The sequence below is a fragment of the Bacillus sp. RC240 genome (assembly GCF_044907945.1).
Lineage (GTDB): Bacteria > Bacillota > Bacilli > Bacillales > Bacillaceae_G > Bacillus_A > Bacillus_A mycoides.
The window spans coordinates 1-22713 of the sequence record NZ_JBIYCT010000014.1; the positions used below are offsets into that span (position 1 = coordinate 1).

At 35.1% G+C, this 22713-nt stretch carries 23 protein-coding genes; 5 read left to right on the plus strand and 18 right to left on the minus strand.

The genetic code is table 11. The annotated features are described in order from the left end of the window. Positions 1-47: 47 nt before the first annotated feature. A complete protein-coding gene (locus ABH955_RS26690; protein ID WP_000654250.1) occupies positions 48-164 on the minus strand; it encodes a DUF3948 family protein in 117 nt (38 codons plus the stop codon). A 35-nt stretch (positions 165-199) separates the two neighbouring features. Next, complete coding sequence (locus tag ABH955_RS26695; RefSeq protein ID WP_002009865.1) at positions 200-319, minus strand: DUF3948 family protein; 120 nt, start codon at positions 317-319, stop codon at positions 200-202. 464 nt (positions 320-783) lie between these two features. Here ABH955_RS26695 and ABH955_RS26700 point away from each other — a divergent pair, with 464 nt between their 5' ends. Then, positions 784-1656, plus strand: coding sequence for a Cof-type HAD-IIB family hydrolase (locus ABH955_RS26700; protein ID WP_071744529.1), 873 nt, complete (start codon positions 784-786; stop codon positions 1654-1656). A gap of 182 nt (positions 1657-1838) precedes the next feature. Here ABH955_RS26700 and ABH955_RS26705 read toward each other — a convergent pair whose 3' ends face one another. The 5 genes from ABH955_RS26705 to ABH955_RS26725 all read right to left on the minus strand — a co-directional run bounded on the left by ABH955_RS26705 (position 1839) and on the right by ABH955_RS26725 (position 7516). Then, on the minus strand, positions 1839-2804 hold the full coding sequence (locus tag ABH955_RS26705) for an ABC transporter ATP-binding protein (RefSeq protein WP_404449380.1): 966 nt from the start codon (positions 2802-2804) through the stop codon (positions 1839-1841). Then, positions 2801-3781 (minus strand): ABC transporter ATP-binding protein, encoded by a 981-nt coding sequence (locus ABH955_RS26710; protein WP_404449378.1) that lies wholly within the window; start codon positions 3779-3781, stop codon positions 2801-2803. The genes ABH955_RS26705 and ABH955_RS26710 overlap by 4 nt, the downstream gene beginning before the upstream one ends. 10 nt (positions 3782-3791) lie before the next feature. After that, on the minus strand, positions 3792-4712 hold the full coding sequence (gene opp4C, locus ABH955_RS26715; RefSeq protein ID WP_242311472.1) for an oligopeptide ABC transporter permease: 921 nt from the start codon (positions 4710-4712) through the stop codon (positions 3792-3794). Between the two features lie 12 nt (positions 4713-4724). Then, entirely contained in the window at positions 4725-5681 is a 957-nt protein-coding gene (locus ABH955_RS26720) for an ABC transporter permease (protein ID WP_061689743.1), read from the minus strand. 107 nt (positions 5682-5788) lie between these two features. After that, positions 5789-7516 (minus strand): ABC transporter substrate-binding protein, encoded by a 1728-nt coding sequence (locus tag ABH955_RS26725; protein WP_404449373.1) that lies wholly within the window; start codon positions 7514-7516, stop codon positions 5789-5791. A 348-nt stretch (positions 7517-7864) separates the two neighbouring features. Between ABH955_RS26725 and ABH955_RS26730 the strand changes: the two genes are divergently transcribed. Then, positions 7865-8062 (plus strand): hypothetical protein, encoded by a 198-nt coding sequence (locus tag ABH955_RS26730; protein ID WP_000369259.1) that lies wholly within the window; start codon positions 7865-7867, stop codon positions 8060-8062. Positions 8063-8077: 15 nt separating this feature from the next. Here ABH955_RS26730 and ABH955_RS26735 read toward each other — a convergent pair whose 3' ends face one another. From ABH955_RS26735 to ABH955_RS26765, 7 genes are all read right to left on the minus strand, one after another. Then, positions 8078-9223: an ABC transporter permease gene (locus ABH955_RS26735; RefSeq protein ID WP_219300614.1), complete on the minus strand. Its 1146-nt coding sequence runs from the start codon at positions 9221-9223 to the stop codon at positions 8078-8080. A gap of 11 nt (positions 9224-9234) precedes the next feature. Next, positions 9235-10431, minus strand: a complete 1197-nt coding sequence (locus ABH955_RS26740) for an ABC transporter permease (RefSeq protein WP_219300616.1) — start codon at positions 10429-10431, stop codon at positions 9235-9237. Positions 10432-10446: 15 nt separating this feature from the next. Further along, positions 10447-11379 (minus strand): ABC transporter ATP-binding protein, encoded by a 933-nt coding sequence (locus ABH955_RS26745; protein ID WP_000960163.1) that lies wholly within the window; start codon positions 11377-11379, stop codon positions 10447-10449. A gap of 138 nt (positions 11380-11517) precedes the next feature. Next, a complete protein-coding gene (locus ABH955_RS26750; protein WP_063218196.1) occupies positions 11518-12174 on the minus strand; it encodes a response regulator in 657 nt (218 codons plus the stop codon). Continuing rightward, positions 12171-13364 carry a sensor histidine kinase gene (locus ABH955_RS26755; RefSeq protein WP_078185466.1) on the minus strand — a complete coding sequence of 398 codons (1194 nt, stop codon included), beginning with the start codon at positions 13362-13364 and terminating at the stop codon, positions 12171-12173. Before ABH955_RS26755 ends, ABH955_RS26750 begins: the two co-directional genes overlap by 4 nt. A 153-nt stretch (positions 13365-13517) precedes the next feature. Beyond that, a complete protein-coding gene (gene abc-f / locus ABH955_RS26760) occupies positions 13518-15404 on the minus strand; it encodes a ribosomal protection-like ABC-F family protein (protein WP_404449369.1) in 1887 nt (628 codons plus the stop codon). A gap of 124 nt (positions 15405-15528) precedes the next feature. Then, positions 15529-15663 (minus strand): RAxF-45 family protein, encoded by a 135-nt coding sequence (locus tag ABH955_RS26765; RefSeq protein WP_404449367.1) that lies wholly within the window; start codon positions 15661-15663, stop codon positions 15529-15531. A 420-nt stretch (positions 15664-16083) separates the two neighbouring features. Here ABH955_RS26765 and ABH955_RS26770 point away from each other — a divergent pair, with 420 nt between their 5' ends. Both ABH955_RS26770 and ABH955_RS26775 read left to right on the plus strand, forming a co-directional pair. Beyond that, positions 16084-16212: a hypothetical protein gene (locus tag ABH955_RS26770; protein WP_002029408.1), complete on the plus strand. Its 129-nt coding sequence runs from the start codon at positions 16084-16086 to the stop codon at positions 16210-16212. A 133-nt stretch (positions 16213-16345) separates the two neighbouring features. Then, the gene (locus ABH955_RS26775) at positions 16346-17140 is read left to right on the plus strand and encodes a DUF4931 domain-containing protein (RefSeq protein WP_404449365.1); all 795 of its coding nucleotides are present in this window, start codon (positions 16346-16348) and stop codon (positions 17138-17140) included. A gap of 11 nt (positions 17141-17151) precedes the next feature. Here the strand turns inward: ABH955_RS26775 and ABH955_RS26780 are convergent, their stop codons facing one another. Further along, a complete protein-coding gene (locus tag ABH955_RS26780) occupies positions 17152-17685 on the minus strand; it encodes a transglycosylase SLT domain-containing protein (RefSeq protein WP_000713256.1) in 534 nt (177 codons plus the stop codon). Between the two features lie 248 nt (positions 17686-17933). Here ABH955_RS26780 and ABH955_RS26785 point away from each other — a divergent pair, with 248 nt between their 5' ends. Further along, the gene (locus ABH955_RS26785) at positions 17934-19583 is read left to right on the plus strand and encodes a DUF2334 domain-containing protein (RefSeq protein WP_404449363.1); all 1650 of its coding nucleotides are present in this window, start codon (positions 17934-17936) and stop codon (positions 19581-19583) included. A 31-nt stretch (positions 19584-19614) separates the two neighbouring features. On the opposite strand, the gene ABH955_RS26790 is transcribed toward ABH955_RS26785, so the two are convergent. The 3 genes from ABH955_RS26790 to ABH955_RS26800 form a co-directional block, all read right to left on the minus strand. Continuing rightward, complete coding sequence (locus ABH955_RS26790) at positions 19615-20385, minus strand: TatD family hydrolase (RefSeq protein ID WP_404449361.1); 771 nt, start codon at positions 20383-20385, stop codon at positions 19615-19617. 745 nt (positions 20386-21130) lie between these two features. Beyond that, positions 21131-21487, minus strand: coding sequence for a YxeA family protein (locus ABH955_RS26795; RefSeq protein ID WP_002029403.1), 357 nt, complete (start codon positions 21485-21487; stop codon positions 21131-21133). A 294-nt stretch (positions 21488-21781) separates the two neighbouring features. Continuing rightward, positions 21782-22618 carry a YitT family protein gene (locus ABH955_RS26800; protein ID WP_404491855.1) on the minus strand — a complete coding sequence of 279 codons (837 nt, stop codon included), beginning with the start codon at positions 22616-22618 and terminating at the stop codon, positions 21782-21784. Positions 22619-22713 lie beyond the last annotated feature (95 nt).

Genomic DNA, 22713 nt, shown 5'->3' on the forward strand with positions numbered 1-22713 from the left:
CATATCTTTCATTCTCCCTTCATTTATCTTTTGTTACAAAACTTCTATTATACTAATACGCTTGATAGAAATACGATTAATGCTGTTAATACTACCGCTCCACTTGCTGATCCTACGAAGTCACCTTTTGTTACTTGTAATACTTGCTCTTTCATATCTTTCATTCTCCCTTCATTTATCTTTTGTTACAAAACTTCTATTATACTAATACGCTTGATAGAAATACGATTAATGCTGTTAATACTACTGCTCCACTTGCTGATCCTAAGAAGTCACCTTTTGTTACGTTTAATACTTGCTCGTTGTTCATATCATTCATTCTCCTTTTTTATAAGTTATCTATATGTAATTACTAAGAAATGATTAGTTCATAGTTTTCATGTTAACGTTACATTGAAATTAATTACGTAACGTTTGTAACAATAATGTAACATAACTATTATTACGTTGCAATATAATTACGTAAATTTTATTACACTTTTTTTACGTTTTTTTTAATAAACACTCAAAAACCTTGTTTTAATGCGTTTTCTACTACAATCACATTTGTAACACTAGTGTAACATTAAGGTCATAAAGCGAAATATAATATTATTCATCTCTATTTTGTTAAAAACCAAAGTGAAACTTTAATCAACGAGAGTTTCATTCCCTACTAATTATTCCCCTCACCAATCGCACTTTTACTAGAAATTAATGCGGGATAAAATACTATCTTTCCAAGATAAGTTTATATGTTTCCTCTATATAACTATGTATAATGGAAACAAAGAGGTGGTCATTTTGAAATTAATCGCACTAGATATGGATGGTACACTACTATCATCTAATCTTGAAATCTCCAAAGAGAACTTACAAGCTATCCAAACCGCAAAAGAGGCTGGTCATATTGTAATGATTTGTTCTGGCCGCGCGAAAGAGGATGCTTTGAAATTATTGGAAGAATATAAACTATCTCTTCCAGTTGGAGCAAGCAATGGGGCAATTGTTTATGTGGACGGAAAAGTAATTAACTCGCGTTGTTTACAAAATGATAAAGTATACAAGCTTGCAAAATTACTAGAATCTGAAGGTTTTCCATATAAGTTGTACACAAATAAAGGGGTTTATTCTCCTTATACATGGCAAGGTCAAGTTATGCAGGCATTCGAAGAAAATAAACATACACTAGATGTTACACTTGAGGAACTTGAAAGAATTACAGAAAAACAAAAGAAATCTAACTTAATTACTGATTTCCAAAAAATAGAAGATGTCGTAAATAATCCAGAATTAGAAATATCTAAATTCTTTATTTTGACATTTAATGCTGCTCATCGTTCGCAGCTATTGCAAACTTTACAAGAAGATACGGACATTTCAGTTACCGCATCAGCTCCTACTAATGTAGAAATTATGGATAAGCATGGTCATAAAGGGAACGGCCTACAAGAAATGGCAGCTTATTTCAATATACCAATTGAAGATACTGTTGCAATCGGTGACAACTTTAATGATGTGCCAATGCTACAAGTAGCTGGCTTATCAGTTGCAATGGGAAATGCCGAAGAAGATGTCAAAAAACTATGTGACGTTGTAACATTAACAAACAATGAACATGGTGTTGCTCATGCAATCGAGCAATTTGTATTGAAACAAACTTCATCTAGTAAATAAAGTTCAACTTTAATCAGAGGTGGGGTTCCTCTGATTATTAGTTGAACCAATCGGGCTTTTACGGGCAGTTAATCTCCCACCTAACTTCCCCGCATGTGTCGAATTTTCAGGTGGGAGTCTTACTGCCCGTTAATGCGGGGTAAAAAAAGGACTCTTTCACATTTTGAAAGAGTCCTTTTCTTTTACACATGATGACAAGCAACAAAATGATCTTCACCCAAATTACGGAATTCTGGTACATTCGTTTTACAAATATCTGTAGCAAAGGGGCAACGTGTATGAAAACGGCAACCTGATGGTGGATTTGCAGGACTTGGAATATCCCCTTCTAAAATAATCCGTTCTCGCTTAACTGTTGGATCCGGTATTGGCACTGCTGATAACAATGCTTTTGTATATGGATGAAGCGGATTCGCAAATAACTCATCACGTGGTGCTGTTTCGACAATAGTTCCTAAATACATAATTCCAATTTTCGTACATAAGTGCTCCACAACACTTAAATCATGTGAAATGAATAAATAGGATAATCCCTTTTTCTCCTGTAATTCACTAAACAAATTAATGATTTGCGCTTGAATAGATACATCTAATGCCGCAACAGGCTCATCAGCTACAATAAATTCTGGATCTAATACCATCGCCCTTGCAATAACGATACGCTGACGTTGCCCACCGGAAAACTCATGAGGGTACCGGTCAATGTGATACGGCGCTAAACCACATAACTCCAATACTTCTATCACCTTTGCACGGACATTTTCTTTCGTCGCTAGTCCGTGAGCCAACATTGGCTCACCAAGCGCTTCTCCAATTCTCATTCTTGGATTTAATGAGCTAAATGGATCTTGAAAGACGAGCTGCATATTAGGACGATGCTTTCTCAGCTCCTCATTTGATAAAGCATGAACATCTTGACCTTTAAATTTCACTTCACCTTCTGTTTTTTGAACGAGACGGAGAATTGTTTTTCCTATCGTCGTTTTCCCACTTCCAGACTCTCCTACAAGGCCAAACACTTCTCCTTTATCAATTGTAAAGCTTACCCCATCTACCGCTTTCACATGTCCAATCGTTCTACTAAATACGCCGCCCTTAATCGGAAAATACGTTTTTAAGTTCTTCACTTCTAATAATGGTTCACTCATTGCCCAGCACGCTCCTCATATAACCAACAAGCTACTTTATGATCCTCGTCATGCACATTAAGATTTGGCGCTTCATTTTTGCATATTTCCATGCAATGTTCACAGCGGCCACTAAAGTAGCAAAACTCATCTAAGCCAACTAAATTTGGAACTTGCCCTGGAATAGAATAAAGTTTCTCTGTTCGTTTCCCCATTACTGGTTTTGATTTCAGCAACCCTTGCGTATATGGATGTTTCGGATTTTGAAATATTTCTAGTACCGGTGCCTCTTCAATAACTTTTCCACCATACATAACAACAACGTAATCAGCCATTTCCGCTACAACACCTAGATCATGTGTAATTAATAAAATGGACGTTTTAAATTCCTCTTTTACTTGTCTTAGTAAGTCTAATATTTGCGCTTGAATCGTAACGTCTAGAGCTGTTGTCGGTTCATCTGCAATTAATAACTTTGGATTACAACTAAGTGCAATAGCAATCATAATACGTTGTAACATACCACCGCTTAATTCGTGCGGATAAGAATGGACAATTTCATCAGCACGAGCAATACCAACTTTACGAATTAATTCAATTGCTTTTTTGTATGCTTCGTTTTTGCTAAGTAGTTCATGCTCTCTTAACGTCTCAACAATTTGCTCTCCAACAGTAAAGACCGGATTAAGTGATGTCATCGGTTCCTGGAAAATCATCGCGATATCATTTCCTCTTAAACTACGAAGTTCTTTCTCTTTCATTCCTAAAAGACTTTTTCCTTCATAAAGAATGTCACCACCAACGATGCCGCCAGATTCAGCAATAAGTCCCATAATAGATAAAGCCGTTACACTTTTCCCGCAACCTGATTCGCCTACTACACAAACTGTTTCACCTTCTCGAACTGAAAAGCTAACATGATTGACAGCCTTTACTGTACCTTCTTCCGTCTGAAAGTGTGTTTGTAAATCCTTTAGCTCTACTACTGCTCTACTCATGCTTTCTCACCTACCGCTTCATCTTTGGATCTAATGCATCACGAAGTGCATCGCCAAGTATATTAATTGATACAACTGTTATAAAGATTGCAAAACCAGGCGGGATCCATAACCACGGACGCTTTTGGAAATCGATTAATGAGTTTGCTGCACTAATCATATTTCCCCACGATGGTGTAGGCGGGACAACGCCAAGTCCTAGGTAACTTAGTGCAGACTCACTTAAAATAGATCCTGCCACACCTAACGTCGCTACAACAATTAATATTGGAAAAACGTTTGGAATTAAATGATGGAGAATTTTACGAGAATCTTTTAATCCCAAGACGTCCGCTGCCTGCATAAATGCTTGCTCCCGCAGCGTTAAAATTTGACCTCGTACGAGGCGTGCAAGTCCTGGCCATCCTACTAAACTTAAAATAATCATTACGACATATAACCGATATTCTGATGGTAGTTTCCATTCTGATAAAATTGCCCCCATTATAATAAGCAACGGTAATCCTGGAATGGACATTAACACATCTGCAATACGCATAATTAGATGGTCTACAATGCCACGATAAAAACCAGCAATGGCTCCTAACAGAGCACCGAGTATAACAGATAGTAACATCGATGCTAAACCGATTGTTAATGAAATACGTCCTGCTTGCATAAGCCTAGTTAAAATGTCCCGTCCTAATTGGTCTGTTCCGAGCCAATGTGAAAGGTTAGGTGGTTTATTGATTTGCGTTACTTGTACTGTCCCCGAAGCATATGGTGAAAAGATTGGACCAATGAAACTAAATAAAAACATAAATATTAAAATGTATAAACCAAACAATGCCAACTTATTTTGCTTTATTTTTTTATAGGCTTGACGCCATGGTGATGATTCGTTTCTTTTTTTCGGTTCTTTCTTTTTCTTTATTGTTGTAATAGTCTCCATATCTTCCCCCCCTTACTTCAGTCGAATTCGTGGATCAACAAGCCCATATACAATATCTGCAAAAAAGTTCGCCATAATTGTTAAACAAGAAAGAAACATCGTAAATGCCATTAATACTGTATAATCACGAAAGTTCAATGCTTCTAATTGAATACTTCCAATCCCTGGCCAGTTAAAGATTTGTTCAATAATAATTGCGCCAGAAAATAAGCCTGGTAATTCAAACGCAAGTAAAGTAATCGCTGGTAAAATTGCATTTTTCAATGCATGCTTATAAATAACTTTTCTTTCTTTCAACCCTTTTGCACGTGCAGTACGAATATAGTCTTGTCTTACAACATCCAACATACCTGTTCTAAAATATCGTGTTAATGACCCTACACCGAGAAGCGTTAAAATAAATACAGGCAGAATCATATGACGTAATACTTCCAATATGTATGTGATACCTGTCGAATTACTTCCAATATCAATCATGCCGCCAATTGGTAATAAATTTAAATCAACTGCCAATAATTTAATTAAGAACAATCCTATAAAAAATGATGGGAATGACATTGCAGCAAAAACACCAATTGTTACAAGTCTATCAAACCATGAATGCTGTTTTGTTGCTGAAACAACACCAATTATAAGAGCAATAATCCAAGTGAAAAATAAAGCTGCAACTGCAACAATAAATGTATTCCAAATGAACTTATTAAGTAATGATGTTACTGGTTCTTGATATTGTAATGAGAAGCCAAAATCACCGTGCAGTGCGTTACCTAGCCAGTGAAAGTATCTTTCAATAATCGGCTTATTTAAACCATACAGTTCCCTTAATTCTTGAGCTCTCTCTGGTGTTAACTTTGGATTCGAATCAATATAATCACCTGGCAAGAGTGCAAATAAGAAAAAGATAATAATGGACGTACCAAACAATGTAGGAATCATTTGTAGAAACCTACGAATGATGTATGTTTTCACCTTTTGTCTCCCCAATCCTATTTACTTAAAAATAGAAGAACATTTTTTCAAAGCAGCGTTTATTCCTTGCTGTATGAAAAAGTGTCTTCTATTATTTCAGTTAATCTTTATTTTTCAACTGATAGCACTGGTAAGTTAGAACTAATACCATCATATTTTTCTGGATTGATGCCTTGTATACGTGCATTGTGAGCGTAAAGTAGTTTACGATAGTTTAGTAAAATAACCGGTGGATCATCGCTTAACTCTTTATACAGTTCTTTATAAACTGCTCTACGTTTTTCAATATCTGTCGTCTCTATGCCTTTTACAATTAATTCATCAACTTTCGGATTACTATAACCTGTATCACTTTTTGGGTTAGTTGATAAGTAGTCACTTACCACTTCACTTGGATCACTAATTCCTGGTGTTGAAACCGCTGCTAAATCATAGTCACCTTTTCCCACTTTTGAAAGCATCGTATTAAAGTCCATTAGCTCTGGATTTATTTCAACACCGATTGCTTTGTAGCTTTCTTTTGCAATTGGAATAAAGATATCATTTGTTTTTCCTGTATTTGATGCGTAGTATGTTAATTTTAATTTTTGACCATCTTTTTCACGAACCCCGTCAGAACCTACTTTCCAACCAGCTTCATCCAATAATTTTTTAGCCTTTTCTACGTCGTATGGATATTTATTAATTCCTTCTTCCGTATATGCCCACGAAACTGGAGCAATTGGTACGTTAGCAACAGAACCATATCCTTGTAAAGCTGTATCAACATACTTCTTACGATCTAACCCATAAGTAAGTGCTTGGCGGACTTTCTTATCTTTCAAATATGGCTTCTTATTATTCACATAAATATAAGCGATATCACTAGAAGACTCGAGATTAATATTCGCAAAACCTAATCCTTTTAATTGTTCTATATTTTCAGGATTTGCTCTAAATCCACTATAATCTAGTTCACCTGTTTGGAATAATTGGAATCCAGTATCACCTGATGTTATTTTGTAAATAAAGTTTTTGATTTTCGGTTTTCCTGCATAATAATGTTCATTGGCAACAAAGCGAACTTCTTGACCTGGAACATATTTCTCAAATTTATATGGTCCCGCAGCAATTGGTTGCCCATACAACGCTTTTAAATAGTCTAAACTTGTATTTTGTTTATATTCTTTTCCATAATAAGCTTTTGATAACACTGACCCACCTAAAGCAGTTAGTGCCTGAGAATTAACTTTTTCAGTTATAATTTTAATTGTTTGTGGATTAACAACTTGAACTCCTTCAATAGAAGTTGCTTTTCCTTCTTTATATTCTTTCCCACCTTTAATGGCATACTGAGCAATATCCACCCCACCTTCATATGCTTTATCATGGAGTAGTGTTAATGTGAATGCTACGTCATCCGCTGTTAAAGGGGAACCATCACTAAACTTTAAATCTTTACGTAAATGGAATGTATATGTTAACTGATCAGCAGAAATATCCCATTTTTCTGCAAGGTCTGGAGCAGGTTTACCTTGTTTGTCTGTTGTTACTAATGATGCAAAAATAACAGACGTTACGTTTCCATCCCAACCATTCTCTTGGAAATATGGTAAGAAAACGCCTCCTGGCTTAGAAATAGCCGTGATAAAAGTGTCCTTCCGCTGATTTGCTTTTTCTGGACTTTTCTTCTTATCTGTAGCTGGAATTGTTTCAATCTTAGAGTCTTTTAAATCCTGTTTTTGCACTGGTTCTGTAGAAGCCGTATCCTCCTGTCCCCCACAGGCAGATAACACAAGCGAACTACTCAGTAATACCGAAAATACACCAGCCCATTTTTTTGTCTTTTTCTTCATTGTCCCCACCCTAACTTTTTTTTAATAATTACACCTTATGAACTGCTTGCCTAATGTATGCCTCCCACAGCAACATTTCATAGCCAATCGGAAAAGTCGGTTTTAAACGTAAAAAAAGATGTTTTTGAGGGGTAACAATCTTATTCCGACCTTTCCGGTAGACTTTATGGTTATTAGCTTATATCTTTCAGTATATTTTGTCAATTATTTCTATATAAATATTTTGAGAATTCTTTCGAAATTATTGATCAATCTTTAATTTAAATAAACTTAGCAAAAAATTCATTCTATTACCTAATAGTCCCGCATAGAATAATAACAATTAACTACCAAGAAGGGGGCGAAAATATGGACAACCTATTCCAATATGTCCTGCACTATGTGCTATTAACAATCATGATAGTCGGGGCGTTATTACTATTCCCTTTCTTCCCAAAGTTCGTCCTCTTTTTAGCTTTTTTTATTATGCTCGGGATCGCTATTATAATTTCAACAAGGGAAGATACCACACAAAAAGAAAGCAGAGTTCAGCGCGTAAAGCTGTAACTCTGCTTTCTTTTTTCAGTCATAACGTATTCTTGTTAAACCAATTACGAAAAATACTCCTGCAAATAAAATGAGTATACCAATATATACTCCTATATCTGCTAATGTACCTCCCCTTACAATTAACTCAGTAAAGCCACGCATCGCCCACGTTTGCGGAACAAAATTTGCCGCCGCTTGCATCCATGAAGGCTCAATTTCAATTGGCCAATAAAGACCACTAATCATACACGTTGAAATTACAACGATATTCCCTAGTGCGGACTGCTGTTCTGTTGTTTTCACGATACTTGCCAATAATAAAGCTAGACCAATAACCGCTAATAGCAATACTGAAACGAGTGTAATAACCCCTAATAAATTTCCCCACTGCACATCAAATAATGAATGCGTTAATATCATTAAAACACCAAATTGAATCCACCCTATTAAAAAGAAGGAAAGGATATATCCTGCTAGTATTTGAACTTTTGAAACTGGTGCCCCTAATAAACGAGACCAAACACCAAGTTGTCTAGCTTTCAAAATGGTTCCCGTCGCACTTAACATGACAATCATGACGAATAGAATTGAAAAACCTGCCGCTCGCCCTGTAACGTTATTTAACTTTTGATCATCGTGTAAAATCAATTCTTTTTGAATCGAAACAGGATCTATTTTTGTATAAATTGTTTCATACATCGTTTCCCACGAAGTGTTACTTTTCTTCTCAAAATCTCTTGCTGCACTAACTTCTATCTCCATCTTTTTTAATGCACTTGCTAATACTTGCTCTACAGAAGTTCCACCCGTAAAATCAGCACTGGCTTGAAATTGGATATTTTCTACTTTTCCATCTAGCATACTCTTTTGAAAATCTTTCGGAATGATGATTATACCAGATGATTTCTTATCTTCGATCCTCTGTGTCCCTTCCCTATACGTTACCTTTTCTATAGAAATTAAATCACTTTTCTTTATTTCCTCATAATACTTGCCAGATAATACAGAACCATCTTTATCTACTAAACTAACATTTACTTTCTCATTCCCACTTCCGCCTAAAAGTCCACCGAAAATGAGTGTAAAAATAATAGGCATTCCAAACATGAGTATATAACTTTGTGGCTTAATTAAAATTTGTTTTAATTCTAGCCAACAAAGCGCCCAAACTTTCTTCATCATTTCCCCTCCTATCTCGTACGTAAACGTAACGTTCCAATCATAACGGAGATAATTCCTGCACTACATAAACTTAAAATGACAGGGAATAGCACATCCCAAGATGTTCCCGACATAATATTTAAGAAGCTCGTAAGTGCCCATTTATTCGGAGCAATATTCGCAACTGTTTGAAGTGTATCGGGAAATACGTAAATCGGTAACATTGATCCTCCTAATATAGCTAGTATTTGAATACCGATTCCCCCCATTAAATCTGCCGTTTTTTCCTCACGAATAAAAGCGGCGATTAACATAGATAAACCAGAAACACAAATTGCATAAGAAATTCCCAACACTACTATTTGAGACACATCTGCGCCCCATTCCACATGAAACATAAAGTGTGTAGCAACTATAAATATTCCAAATTGTATACAGGCAAATAGTAATGTACCTAAAAACTTCCCGAATAAAATTGAAAATGAGCTCGTCGGTGTACTGAACAAACGCGCCAACGTTTCAGTTCGTTGCTCTGTTACAACTGACTTTGCACCTACTGTTATGTTATATAGTAAAAACATGACTAACATTGCTGCTGCATAATATTGCATCGCTGCAACTGTTTTTTTGCCTACCGTTCCTTTTTGGATGTTACCCACACTTGCAGTTGCTATCGTCTGTAGACTTCCACTTACCTCTTTTGCAACTTGTGCTACATCACTCTGCTGAGATTTTGCTAATTCTGTTACAACACTTTTAGTAGATACTGCGACTGTTTGAACACGTTCTGAAAAAGAGCGGATCATTGACTCAGCAATTTTTGCTTGTATATCTTTTGATGGGTCTATAAGCACCTTTGGTTCTTTTAATTTTCCATCTTGTACTTGTTCGCTCCATTTATTTGGGATGACAATTCCTACATCGATTTTCTTTCCCTTTAACATATCTTCAAGCTCTTCCTGAGAATTAACTACCTTTACTTTCACATCATCTTTTATTTCTTTAGATTGCAATACATCTTTTTGAAAGACATCTGCAAACTCATCCGTTCCCTCTTGATAATAGCCAATTACTGTTTTCGGTAGTCCACCACTCTCAAATACATTACTTAATGCTGAACCTAAAATGGCCGTTAATACAAGTGGCATAATTAACATCATCATAAATCCGCGCCGATCAATTAAACGGATTTTTAAATCTTTCCATGCAATAATGAAACTTCTCATCTCGTACTAACCCCCTTAATCACGAAGTGAACGTCCTGTTAATTGTAAAAAAAGTGCCTCTAAATTCGGTTCTTTTACTTCCAGTTTTAAAATTTGAGCTTTGTTTTCAACAACTTCTGAAACAACTATGCCAATTGCCTCGCCACCATTTAGTCCAATATCAATCGTGCTACTATCTTCGTCAAAAATAATCCGCTCAACAACAGGTAGTGCCTTCAACTTTTGTAGCAGTTCCGTACTGTAGCGATTTAATTGCAATTTCACCATAAACCCATCTGTTAGACGATTACATAGCTCTCTTTTCGTTCCTAGTGCAATTACCTTTCCATGATCAACGATGGCAATTCGCTCACATAAATACTCAACTTCTTCCATGTAATGACTCGTATAAATGACCGTCATACCTTTTTCATTTAACTTTTTAACAGTCTCTAAAATATGATTTCTCGATTGCGGATCAATCCCGACTGTCGGTTCATCCATAATTAATAACTCTGGTTCGTGCATAAGTGCTGCACCAATATTAATACGCCTTTTCATTCCACCTGAAAATGTTTCAATTTTATCTTTTCCCCGATCCTGTAAACCGACGTAAGCTAACACTTCCTCTGCCCGCTCTTTTGCAACTTTTCCATTTAAACCGTACATCTTTCCCCAGAAGATTAAATTTTCCTTTGCTGAAAGTGTCGGATACAGCGCAATGTCTTGCGGGACAATACCGATTTTCTTTTTCGCTTCTAATGGATACTCTTTTACAGATTTCCCACCAACTTTTATATCACCACTATCGTATGGAATTAACCCGCAAATCATTGATATCGTCGTTGATTTCCCCGCTCCGTTTGGTCCAAGCAACCCAAATGTTTCACCTTTTTTCACTTCAAAAGAAACATTCTTTACGATTTCCTTCTTGCCAAATGATTTCGTAATATGATCTATGACTAACATATTGATTCAGCCCCTTTGTATTCATCTACACTTTCATTGTAGAAAAATTTCTTTTCTTCTCCATCAGCCTTAAGATAGAAATACAAAATAAAAAAGCAGCAAATTCCGCTGCTTTTTCACACTTATATATGCCAAAAGTCATGTGTACATCGTGACGCCATACCTTACTGCGTATATCGCAGCTTGTGTTCGATCTCTCAGTTCTAGCTTACTAATCAAATTAGAAACATGATTCTTAACAGTTCCCTCGGTAATAAATAGCTTTTCGGCAATCTCTTTATTATTTAACCCCAGTCCAATTGCTCTTAAAACATCTACTTCTCGCTCAGTTAATTGTTTTAGTTGTTCTGGTGGGTTACACTCTACTGCCACTTTCGTCTTTTTTAATTCCTCTATAATTTGCGCTGTTATATCCTGAGGAAGCACAACCCCGCCACTATGCACCGTTAAAATTGCTTGCGCGATTGCATCTGTCTCCATATCCTTCAATAAATAACCACTCGCTCCTTGCTCCAATGCTTCAAAAATAAGCTCACTATCATTGAATGTCGTCAACATAAGAACCTTTATATGAGGGAACTGTTCTCTAACTAAACGTGTTCCTTCAACACCATTCATACGAGGCATCCGAATATCCATCAAAATAATTTCAGGATGTAGCTCTTTCACTTTTTGTATCACTTCGTCTCCATCCGTAGCCGTTCCCACTACTTCAAGTTCTGGTCGTAAATTTAATAACATCGCTAAACCATCGCGAATGAGTGATTGATCATCAACAATCATAATGCGAATCATACCGTTCCCCCTATTACCCATGTTTTCTCCTGAAGCGGAAATTCAATCTGTAACTGGAAGCCTTTTTCTATCTCACTCTCAAATTGAATAGTTCCACCATGTTCCTCTACACGTTCTTTCATATTAAGTAAACCAAAACCTGGACTTACCTCGTTGACTCCCACACCATTATCCGAAATACAGAGTTTAACTTGTTTCATTGAACAAGTTAAACTCACTTCACATAAACTGGCTTTCCCGTGACGTTTTGCATTTGTTAAAGACTCTTGCATAATACGAAGTAATGTAGGATGTAGCGACAATGGAATTGTAACAGGATCTCCTTGCAATCGAAAAGATGCTTGTACTTTCGTCATTTTAGAATATTCATTCAACATTCCACGCATATTTTCTACTATGTTTCCTAGTTTGCTTTCCTCTTTTAAAGCATGAACAGAAGCTCTTACTTCTTGAAGTGACTTTCTAGCCAGTTCATAACATGTATGTAAAACCGTTTCTGTCGTATCCGAGTTTTGCTTCCATAGCGCTTCCGCTAGTTGCAACTGCACAAGCAAAGCTGTCATATTATGACCCACGGTATCATGAATTTCTCGGGCAATATCATTTCGCTCCCGAACCGCCGTCAATTCCTCTACCTCTTTGGCATATAGCCTTAATTGTTCATGTGCTTCTTTTAAAGCTGTATGAGATAATGCTAATTCCTCATATTGCTCATCTACCATTTTCCGCGCAGCTGTAAGTTTTTTTATTAAGTTTCCAGCTAAAGCACTGAAAATGATAAACATAAAGTTAATTGCATTACTCTCCAATTCCAGACTCTCTGTATGTTGATACGTATGTAGTATATTTATAAACCAACAAAGAAAGAAAAAAGCGATAAAAAAATAAGTCATCCTTTTACGCCAATCATGAATAAATAATCCTACCGCATCAATTCCAAATATAATTAAATATAAACATGTCTCGGGAAATAAAAACCCTAATAACGCTGTGACAATACCATTTGTGAGCAAGGTATAAAAAACAAGTTTCCTACTCCCTTTTGCTTTTACAAGCAAGATATGATTCACAATATAAATAAAAAGTGCAATACCGACAAAAATTTGTAAATTTTCTGTTTCACGTGAAACATGATTTGCGTAAACTAAGCAAATCATGACGATTGTAGCAATCCGCGCATATCCTAACATAAAATTCTCCCCACGTTTTAGTGACCTAAAGTTCATTCTCTTATCACATTAACAAGAAAATTATACCGATTTTTCTACTTTCATTATACTAGAAAGAGCAAGCCCTCCCCAAAAATATGAGAAAACAACTTGCTCTTTTTCATTCTATTTTCTTTACTCCACAATATTCTCTAACTCATTATATAACTCCGCTCGCAAAAACTCGTTTTTCGTTTTTTCTTCATACAATTGTTCAAGCATTTCAACATCAACTACATGTTCCATTTTACATTCAAGTGCATATATATCTTCTTCTATATGCATTAACTCGTTTTCAACTTCCTCTAAATTCCTAGACTCCTTCTTTTTTATAGGCATTACTTTTAACACTTTATTCCCTTGCTGTTGCTGCTTCTGTTTTGCTACTTGTTTCTCAATTCTTTCTTCCCACTTTTGACGAGCCCATGCATAGTTCCCTGCAAACTCAAATAATTTGTGCTCATCAATCCAATATGTTTTTTCAAATAACTTATTTAAGAAATAACGATCATGTGAAACAGCTAAAATAGTCCCATTATATTGTTCAAGGGCCTCCTCTAAAACTTCCCTTGATTCAATATCAAGATGATTCGTCGGTTCATCTAAAATAAGAAAATTAACATCTTGATACATAAGTTGCGCGAGTCTTAACCTCATTTTTTCTCCGCCGCTAAGTTGCGTTACTTTCTTAAAAACAGCTGGACCATAAAATAAAAATCGCGCTAATATATGTCTTGCTTCTCCCTCTGTTACAGCCACGCAATCTCTGAAAGCTTCCAATACATTGTTCTTCATATTCCCGTACGCATGTTGCGATAAATAACCGATTTTCACACTACTACCAATTCGAATTTCTCCAGCATCTTGCTGCATTTCTTTTAGTAATAGTTTTAATAGCGTAGTTTTTCCTGTACCATTACGTCCAACGATAGCTGCGCGCTCCTGAAAACGAAGATGCAAATTTACTTTCTCAAATAAAGATCGTTCAGCAAATCCTTTACTCACTTCTTTCATTACAACAACATCTTTCCCGCTTCTCTCTTGCCCTTCAAACTGAAGTCCCATCTGTTTTCTATCCAAAATGGGTCTCTTTAGTTTCTCTATACGCTCTAATGCACGTTCCATATTTCTCGCTCTCTTATGCAATCCTTCATTCGGCGGATTCGCTTGATTTGCCCATTCACGTAGACGCTTAATTGCTTCTTTCATTTTCTTTATTTTCTTTTGCTGTTCTTGATACGCTTGAAATTCTTGAAGCAGCCTTTCTTCCTTTTCCTCAACAAACTGTGAATAGTTCGTATGATATACGTGAATTTCTCCATCTTCTAAATCAAAAATTTTCGTTACAACTTCATCAAGGAAATAGCGATCGTGCGAAATGACCATAACTGTTCCTGTATATTCTTTTAGAAATTGCTCTAACCACTCGACTGCAAATAAGTCCAAATGATTTGTTGGTTCATCTAACAAAAGTAGATCTGGTTTCTGCAATAGCATATACGCAAGGCTTACTTTTGTTTGTTCTCCACCACTTATCTCCATAAATGACCTTCGAAATAGTTCCGTCACCTGTAGACCATTTGCTACCTTCATAATATTCGCTTCTATTTCATAACCACCGAGAAACGCGTACCTTTCTTGAATTACTCCGTATCTCTCCATCAATTTTTGTAAAGCAGATGATTCCTGTTCTTCTGCCATATTTTTTTCTAAAGCATGCATTTCTATCTCCAACTCTTTTTCCTTTTTAAAAGCGGAGCTTAATACATCATATACATTCATTTCATTATTGAATTTTGGAATTTGTGCTACATGACCGATGCATGTACCTTTCTTCATATGAATGGCTCCTGCATCCAAACTCTCCATTCCTGTTAGAAGCTGAAAGATAGTTGTCTTCCCACTACCGTTACGACCAACTAATCCAATACGTTCTCCATTCTTTATTTCAAGCGATATATTTTCAAATATGATGTTTCCACCAAAAGATTTCTTTACATTATTTACACTACAAATTGTCATTTTCCGTACTCCTTTCAATATAAAAAACCATGGGAAAGAAACATTCCCCATGGTTTTTGTCATAGAAAAAGGAAGCCAAATAGCTCCCTTTTCACACGTTTATCAAAAATGGGTGAAGAGACTTCTATCGTTCAATAGCTACTATGCAATTGTTAAAAAAGGGCATACGTATCCCGTTAACAACTACATCATGAAAAATCGCACGACAAATATAGATATAATCTAAAAATTTTGCGTGCGTAGCTAAAGAACATTTCATCTCATTCACTCCTTTCGTACGGAATTTAATACTTACTTCTTTATTATACTTCCCCGATTTATGTTTGAATAGTCATTTTTCTGAAAATAATGAAGATAGACTAAACATTTCAATAAGTGACATCAAATCTTACAAAACTGTTATGTTCACGTAATGGAAAGCGATAGTACGAAAAGATGCCTCCCTATACAATAAAGATATAAACAAGAGAGACAAAAACAAGGAGGAAACAATCATGATGAAAGAACTCGTAAAAGCAATCTTTGAGGTATTAGTGAACGGACAAGCAGTTGTAAAAGAACTAAACGAACTATAAAAAGGAGTGAAGGAATATGATGAACATGGTAAAAATGATCTTACATGCTTTAGTTGATGCGAAAGCAGTTAGCCAAGAATTAAACCAACAATAAAAAGGGGTATATGAATATGAAGAAAGCCATTATTGTAATCGCAAGTACAGCAATTGCCTTATACACAATAAAAAATAGAAAAAAGAAACAAAATGAAAATGCTCTATATTATCCATACACACTATTAAAGAAAAAATAAAAGACAAGGTACCCTATTGCAATGAGGATATCTTGTCTTTTATTTTTCCCTATTCCCTTTAAAGGATTTCCTTCTCCTTTTCCCGAATGTATTAAGCGGGATTTTTACATATATTTTAAAGGGGCATATACAAATGGATACACAACAACTATATTTTTTAAACGATATCGGTAAACAAAAACCAGAAAGCATTCGGAACAGAAACACTGCATGTCCTTTTTGTGACAGAAAAAATTTAACGGATATTTTAGCAACTGAGGGCTCTATTATTTGGTTAAAAAATAAATTCCCTACATTAAAGGATACCTTTCAAACCGTGCTAATCGAAACAGATAATTGCGAAGACCATATCGCAACATATACAGAAGAACATATGAGAAAACTAATTCGCTTCTCTATTCTCCATTGGTTAAACTTACAGGAAAATGAAGAATTCACTTCTGTGATTTTATACAAAAATCATGGTCCATTTTCAGGCGGAAGTTTGCATCATGCACATATGCAAATTATCGGAATGAAACATGTAGACTATCTTGAAAATATTGAGGAAGCAAATTTCCAAGGGGTAATTGTTCAAAAAAATGAACGCATTGAACTCAACATTTCAGAGCGTCCTATTATCGGCTTTACTGAATTTAATATCATCATTGAAGATATTGCATTTATAGATGAAATGGCCAATTATATTCAGCAAACTGTACGTTACATACTGACAGATTTCCATAAAGGATGTAGTAGTTATAACTTATTCTTCTATCACTTAAACAGGAAAATCATTTGTAAAGTTGTTCCTAGGTTTGTCGTTTCACCGTTGTATGTAGGATATAAAATACCGCAAGTTTCTACAAAACTAGAAGATGTGAAAATACAACTAGCGCAGTATTTCACGAAAGAAAAGGATGAAATTATTCATAAAAAAACAGAGTAGGTATAGAAAACCTACTCTTTGATTACACCTTTATTTCGATAGTATACATCCTCTAATCCGATGTTATACTTCATATTGTTATCCGTCCACTCTGGTCCTAAATTCCCTGGCCATCCAGATGTATTCGCTATATATTTCAGTAATGCAAAATCAGTCAAACCTTTTTGCACCCCGCGCTTATAACCTTTCATTAAATGCGGCATTGCAATTTGCGCATTTGTACGTGGATCTTTCAGCTCTTCATCAGTTAAATGATCTGGCGCAAGCCCACCACCGCGGTGTAATTGAAACAATCCGAATGAAGTTCCGTTATCTCCAACACTTCTTGGATTTAACCTACTTTCATGTTCGGCAATTGTAAGAGGTATCCATTCCGGAAGGTTTACTTTCTTTGCTTCCTCTATAATGATTTGTTTCATCTGTTTTGCTTCTTCTGAATCAACATAGCTTGTTTCATTCATTAGCTTACCCATTCCTTCAGACTTTCCTTGGAAATATAAATACACTCCAAGAACAACTAAAAATCCTACAAAGAATTTCTTCACTACCTCTACCTCTTTCTCCGCTGAAATTTGTCCCCTTTCAGCCTTCCTTTTACAATTACCAACACTCTATCATTCTCTTACCTTTCAATCATAGCAAATTACTATACATATTATCATCATGCTTTAGACCGATTTTGCGAAAAAACATATGGTAAATACGTGCAAAAATGTAACTTACATGGACTATAACTTATTTCTTGTATATAATTGTAAATTGAATTCTATATATAGAATAGGAGCATAAATAAATGAAAAGAACTCTACTAATCTTTTTCAGCATTTTACTACTCATTCCTATACATACCTCTGCACAAACATCATCAAAATCAAAAGTACTCGTTTTGTATAGTACAGAAGACAACAAAATTACAAACAATGTACAAATCCTTAATACTCAGTTAGGGCACTTTACAAAAAATATAACAGTAAAAAGCTTAAAGGAAGTAAAGGAAAGTACTGAATCATCTTCTTATACACATATTGTTTATATCGGAGAGAAAAAAGAAGATTTTTCTATTGCAGCAAAACAATTTCTAGAAAACTTCTCAGGTCCCATATTAGTTTTAGGACAAAATGTTGAACAATTATCTAATCGCTTTTCTTTCATTACCTCGAAAGAAACCGATATACGAATTCACACTATAGAATATCCGACTAACCAGTTAAAAAATGAATTACATGAAGAACGCTTAATGAAGAAAATTGAAACAAAAGGAACAACTCTTGCTTACGCCTTGAGTGCTGATGGAACTCATCCGTTAATCATTCAGCAAGGAACATCCTATTATGTTGCAACTCCAAACCTTTTCGATTGGATGTCTCATTACGTCGGTGAAATGTTATTTTCTTATTTCGGACAAAAACCTGAAACAAATAAAACTTCAGCTTATTTACGCCTTGAAGACGTTCATCCAGCTGTAGATGTAAAGCAATTAAAAGAAATCGCTGAATTACTAAAAGAGAAAAAGCTCCCTTATATGATTACGGTTATCCCTGTTTACAAAGATCCAGACACAGGAAAAACAGTACATTTAAAGGATAACTCTGAATTAATCGATGTTTTACACTTTATGCAAGATAATGGTGGCTCTATCGTTATGCATGGTTACACACATCAGTTTTATGATAGTGAAACTGGCGAAGGTTTTGAATTTTGGGATGTAAAAACAGATCAACCAATTCGCCAACCGAACCATGAAAAACCAAAGACAAAAGAAGATTTTCATTCTACAGAAGACTATAATAAATACGTAGAAAACGGAAAATCCTTCGAAGAAAAATATATTAAAGATCATATTGAAAAAGGGATTACAGAGCTTGTAGAAGCTAAATTATATCCAGTTGCCTTTGAAGCTCCGCACTATACAATGTCTCAAAAAGGATATGAAATACTATCACAATATTTTTCAACTTATGTAGGACAAATACAACTAAACGATACAACTTGGAAATCAATGCACTCACCGGCTTATATAAGTACACCGTCATTTTTACATGGGATGAAATTAATTCCTGAAACTGTTGGCTTTATTGAAGAAGGTAAGCCACAAGCTATAGCAAAAATGAAAGAACGTGCTTTATCTATCACTAAACTATCTGATGGAATTATCGGTGCATTTTATCATCCTTACTTGGGCGTTGAACCATTAAAAGAAGTATTAAAAGAACTAGAAAGTATTCCAAACATAGAGTGGATTGATTTACAAAAAGAAACGAATGAAGTAAAAATGAAAGATATTCATATTACTACTAATAAAGACGGCATTCACGTTAAAAAACCAACAAGTGCGAATGACATAATTGATTATATAAAACAATATGGGTTCTTCCTTATAATTGGGTTCATTATAATTGTCTTTCTTTTATTATTAAGACGTGCGAAAAAATTAGAGTCATAAAAAAACACCAAGAGAGATGCTTGGTGTTTTTTTATGACTCACTAACTTTATAAAATCGCACCGTATTCGCATATATTTGCTCAGTAACTTTCTCTACTGATATTTTTTTTATTATACTAATTTCTTGTAATACATCTTTTATCATATAAGGATGTGTCATCGTATCCTTCTGAAATTCCCACGGCCCATCTGTTTCTACCATCATATATTCAAGCGGATAATACGAAACTATTTTTCTAATTTTCTCCTTATGTAAAACATCCGGTGTGATAGAAATATAATAACCGTTCCTCATCATCCGTTTCATTGCCTCTTCACTTCCTTTAAACCAATGAAAGTGTGCACGCGAAACTTTATATTCTTCAAGTAAACCACATACAGTGTCAGTATCTTCATAAACCGCATGCAATATAATTGGTAAATCGTATTTACTAGCTAGTTCCACAAACTTTTTTAACACCGCTATGTATGGATCAATAGCAATATTTTCATCTTCTTTCCTTAAATAATATGGCAAGCCCACTTCACCAATCGCAACGATTTCCTCTACATGATCTTCAATTAATTTATAAATTTGCTCACATTCCTCTTTATGAATCGGCTGCTCCGGATGAAAACCTATTGCTGGATGTACAAAAGGATATCGCTTTGCTAAAGATAAAGTTTCTAGACATGATTGATAATTCATAGATACTGCAATAAGCCCTTGTATCTCTTTACTGTTTTCCACATCTATAAATAATCTACTTTTCTCTTCATTCTCATATTGATCAACATGTATATGGCTATCAATCAATTTCATCTTTATGCCCCCATAAAAAAAACAAGAAAGGGTCTTCCTTCTTGTTTTATCATCTATATTAGTTAACAATTAAATTTGTTATTATATCAAATAATCCAATACATACTACGGCAACAGTAAAGTAGCTACAGAAATCTTTAATTGGAAACTTCACTACTTCTTCTTTACGCATCCCAGTTTTCTCCCTTCTTAATATATCCCTAATTATTTTTTATCTATTTGTATCTATTATGCAAAAAATATGACAAATTTACTATCGAATTAACTTACGTAAACCTTACAATGTTGTAAGGTTTGAAAAAGAGCCTCATCTAAATAGAGATGAGGGCTATTAAAAATTAGTTGGTTTTTCATTCTTCATTAACATTACAAACAGAAAGTGATACAGTGAGACTTTCTAGTTACACTATATGAAATTTACTATATTTTAACCATCGAATTACATTACAGAAGGCTTACATATTTGTAAGCTATGTGTAATGTAATTCGATAGTTTCCCTTACCTATATTTCGTACAATAAAGTTAGAAAGTAAGCCAAATAAGAAGAACACTCACATAACCAAATTACATTGCTAGTAGCCGACTCTTCTTATACCTTTCACTCATGCTACTACAATGTACCCCCTTCCCCTTTATATAATAAGAAAAGCCTTAGTCCATATGAACTAAGGCTTTTTCACGAACCTAAAATACCCCTACCTAGTATTTTTATTTTCGACAAAAAATAGGCAGGGGTATAATTCGCTATCTCATCGTTAAAAGTTTACTCTTCGCATTAATAGGAATATTTACAGCTTCAATTTCTTCAATTGCCTCGCCGTAGCGTCCTTTTGCGTACACCTTTAATGCCTCATCTCTCTTTAACATATGCTTAACAGTCTTCTTTATTTTTTGTTCTCTTCCACGTTCATCAAATGCAATAAATTCATATTCATACCATTCATCACCGACATGCTGACCAATCGCATCCACAATTGTATAGTATTCTTTCGTCGTATAAAGCGGATTATATTTATCAATAACTGGTCCAAGTTTCGTAGGTAGTAATACTACTACTATCACTACCATAGCTATTACAGTAGTAATTATTTTTTTCTTCATAATACTGATCTTCCTCCTCTACAGGATACTTATACATCCATTCTAAAGAGCAGGAATTTAATCTACCATTCAATCCCATTACATTACCCTTACATTTTTGTAAGAATAAAGTGAAACTTTAATCAGTGGGGGTTTTGTTCATCCCCCCACTGATTATCAGCCCTCACCAATCGGGTGTTTACGGGCAGTTGATCTCCCACCTAACTTCTTTGCTCCAGCTGAATTTTGAGGTGGGAGTTCTACTGCCCGTTAATGCGGGATAAAAAAAGATGAACGAATTTTCTCGTTCACCTTTTAGCTTGCTTTAAAGCCACCACCAAGTACATCACGCACATCGTGAATGACAACGAAGGCATCTTCATCAACTCTACTAATAACTTGCTTTAACTTAACAAGCTCTTGTTTATTAATAACGATATATAAAACTTCTTTATTTTTACCAGTATATCCGCCGCGTCCTTCTAATACAGTGACACCGCGCGTCATGTTTTTCGTAATAGTCTCTCGAATTAAGTCTGGTTGATTCGAAATAATCGTAACAGCTGTTTTTGTATCCATACCTTCCACGATGAAATCAATTACTTTCGCTCCGACAAATACAGCTACAAGTGTATACATTGCCTTTTCTTGTCCTATTATAAATACAGATCCAGCAATTACAACGATATCAATAATAAGTACGCCTTTACCAACGCTCCAACCTAAATATTGATTTGCTAGTCGAGCTAAAATTGCCGATCCTCCTGATGTACCTCCAGCTTTGAACATACAGCCTAATCCGATACCTACAAATACACCAGCAAATAAAGCTGCTAGTAACGTATCACTATTTACTTGATATTCGATATGTTCTGTAACATATAAAAACAAAGATGTTTCCACACTACCTATAATTGTGTAAACCATCGTTTTCTTATCAAAAAATTTATAACCTACAGCTAATAAAATTGCATTCAAACCAAAATTCACAATTCCCGGTGACCAATCAAATAAATAGTACGTAACAACTGTTAAACCAATAATTCCACCCTCTGATAAACGGTTTGGAATTGCAAAGTAATTAATACCAATTGCGAATAATAATGAACCAATTGTAATTAGTGTTATTTCCTTTATACGTTGATTAACCATAGTTCATACCTCCCCCCATTTGACATTGTATCACTATCTCCTAGAGGTTTAGAAGTTGTTTTTATTCCGCATTTCCCCTCACAAAGACCAAGATA

Coding starts and splice junctions, on each gene's coding strand:
- ABH955_RS26690 (WP_000654250.1), bottom strand. CDS start 164: ATGAAAGATATGAAAGAGCAAGTATTACAAGTAACAAAAGGTGACTTC.
- ABH955_RS26695 (WP_002009865.1), bottom strand. CDS start 319: ATGAATGATATGAACAACGAGCAAGTATTAAACGTAACAAAAGGTGAC.
- ABH955_RS26705 (WP_404449380.1), bottom strand. CDS start 2,804: ATGAGTGAACCATTATTAGAAGTGAAGAACTTAAAAACGTATTTTCCG.
- ABH955_RS26710 (WP_404449378.1), bottom strand. CDS start 3,781: ATGAGTAGAGCAGTAGTAGAGCTAAAGGATTTACAAACACACTTTCAG.
- opp4C (WP_242311472.1), bottom strand. CDS start 4,712: ATGGAGACTATTACAACAATAAAGAAAAAGAAAGAACCGAAAAAAAGA.
- ABH955_RS26725 (WP_404449373.1), bottom strand. CDS start 7,516: ATGAAGAAAAAGACAAAAAAATGGGCTGGTGTATTTTCGGTATTACTG.
- ABH955_RS26730 (WP_000369259.1), top strand. CDS start 7,865: ATGGACAACCTATTCCAATATGTCCTGCACTATGTGCTATTAACAATC.
- ABH955_RS26735 (WP_219300614.1), bottom strand. CDS start 9,223: ATGAAGAAAGTTTGGGCGCTTTGTTGGCTAGAATTAAAACAAATTTTA.
- ABH955_RS26740 (WP_219300616.1), bottom strand. CDS start 10,431: ATGAGAAGTTTCATTATTGCATGGAAAGATTTAAAAATCCGTTTAATT.
- ABH955_RS26745 (WP_000960163.1), bottom strand. CDS start 11,379: ATGTTAGTCATAGATCATATTACGAAATCATTTGGCAAGAAGGAAATC.
- ABH955_RS26750 (WP_063218196.1), bottom strand. CDS start 12,174: ATGATTCGCATTATGATTGTTGATGATCAATCACTCATTCGCGATGGT.
- ABH955_RS26755 (WP_078185466.1), bottom strand. CDS start 13,364: ATGTTAGGATATGCGCGGATTGCTACAATCGTCATGATTTGCTTAGTT.
- abc-f (WP_404449369.1), bottom strand. CDS start 15,404: ATGACAATTTGTAGTGTAAATAATGTAAAGAAATCTTTTGGTGGAAAC.
- ABH955_RS26765 (WP_404449367.1), bottom strand. CDS start 15,663: ATGAAATGTTCTTTAGCTACGCACGCAAAATTTTTAGATTATATCTAT.
- ABH955_RS26770 (WP_002029408.1), top strand. CDS start 16,084: ATGAATATGAAGAAAGCCATTATTGTAATCGCAAGTACAGCAATTGCC.
- ABH955_RS26775 (WP_404449365.1), top strand. CDS start 16,346: ATGGATACACAACAACTATATTTTTTAAACGATATCGGTAAACAAAAA.
- ABH955_RS26785 (WP_404449363.1), top strand. CDS start 17,934: ATGAAAAGAACTCTACTAATCTTTTTCAGCATTTTACTACTCATTCCT.
- ABH955_RS26790 (WP_404449361.1), bottom strand. CDS start 20,385: ATGAAATTGATTGATAGCCATATACATGTTGATCAATATGAGAATGAA.
- ABH955_RS26795 (WP_002029403.1), bottom strand. CDS start 21,487: ATGAAGAAAAAAATAATTACTACTGTAATAGCTATGGTAGTGATAGTA.
- ABH955_RS26800 (WP_404491855.1), bottom strand. CDS start 22,618: ATGGTTAATCAACGTATAAAGGAAATAACACTAATTACAATTGGTTCA.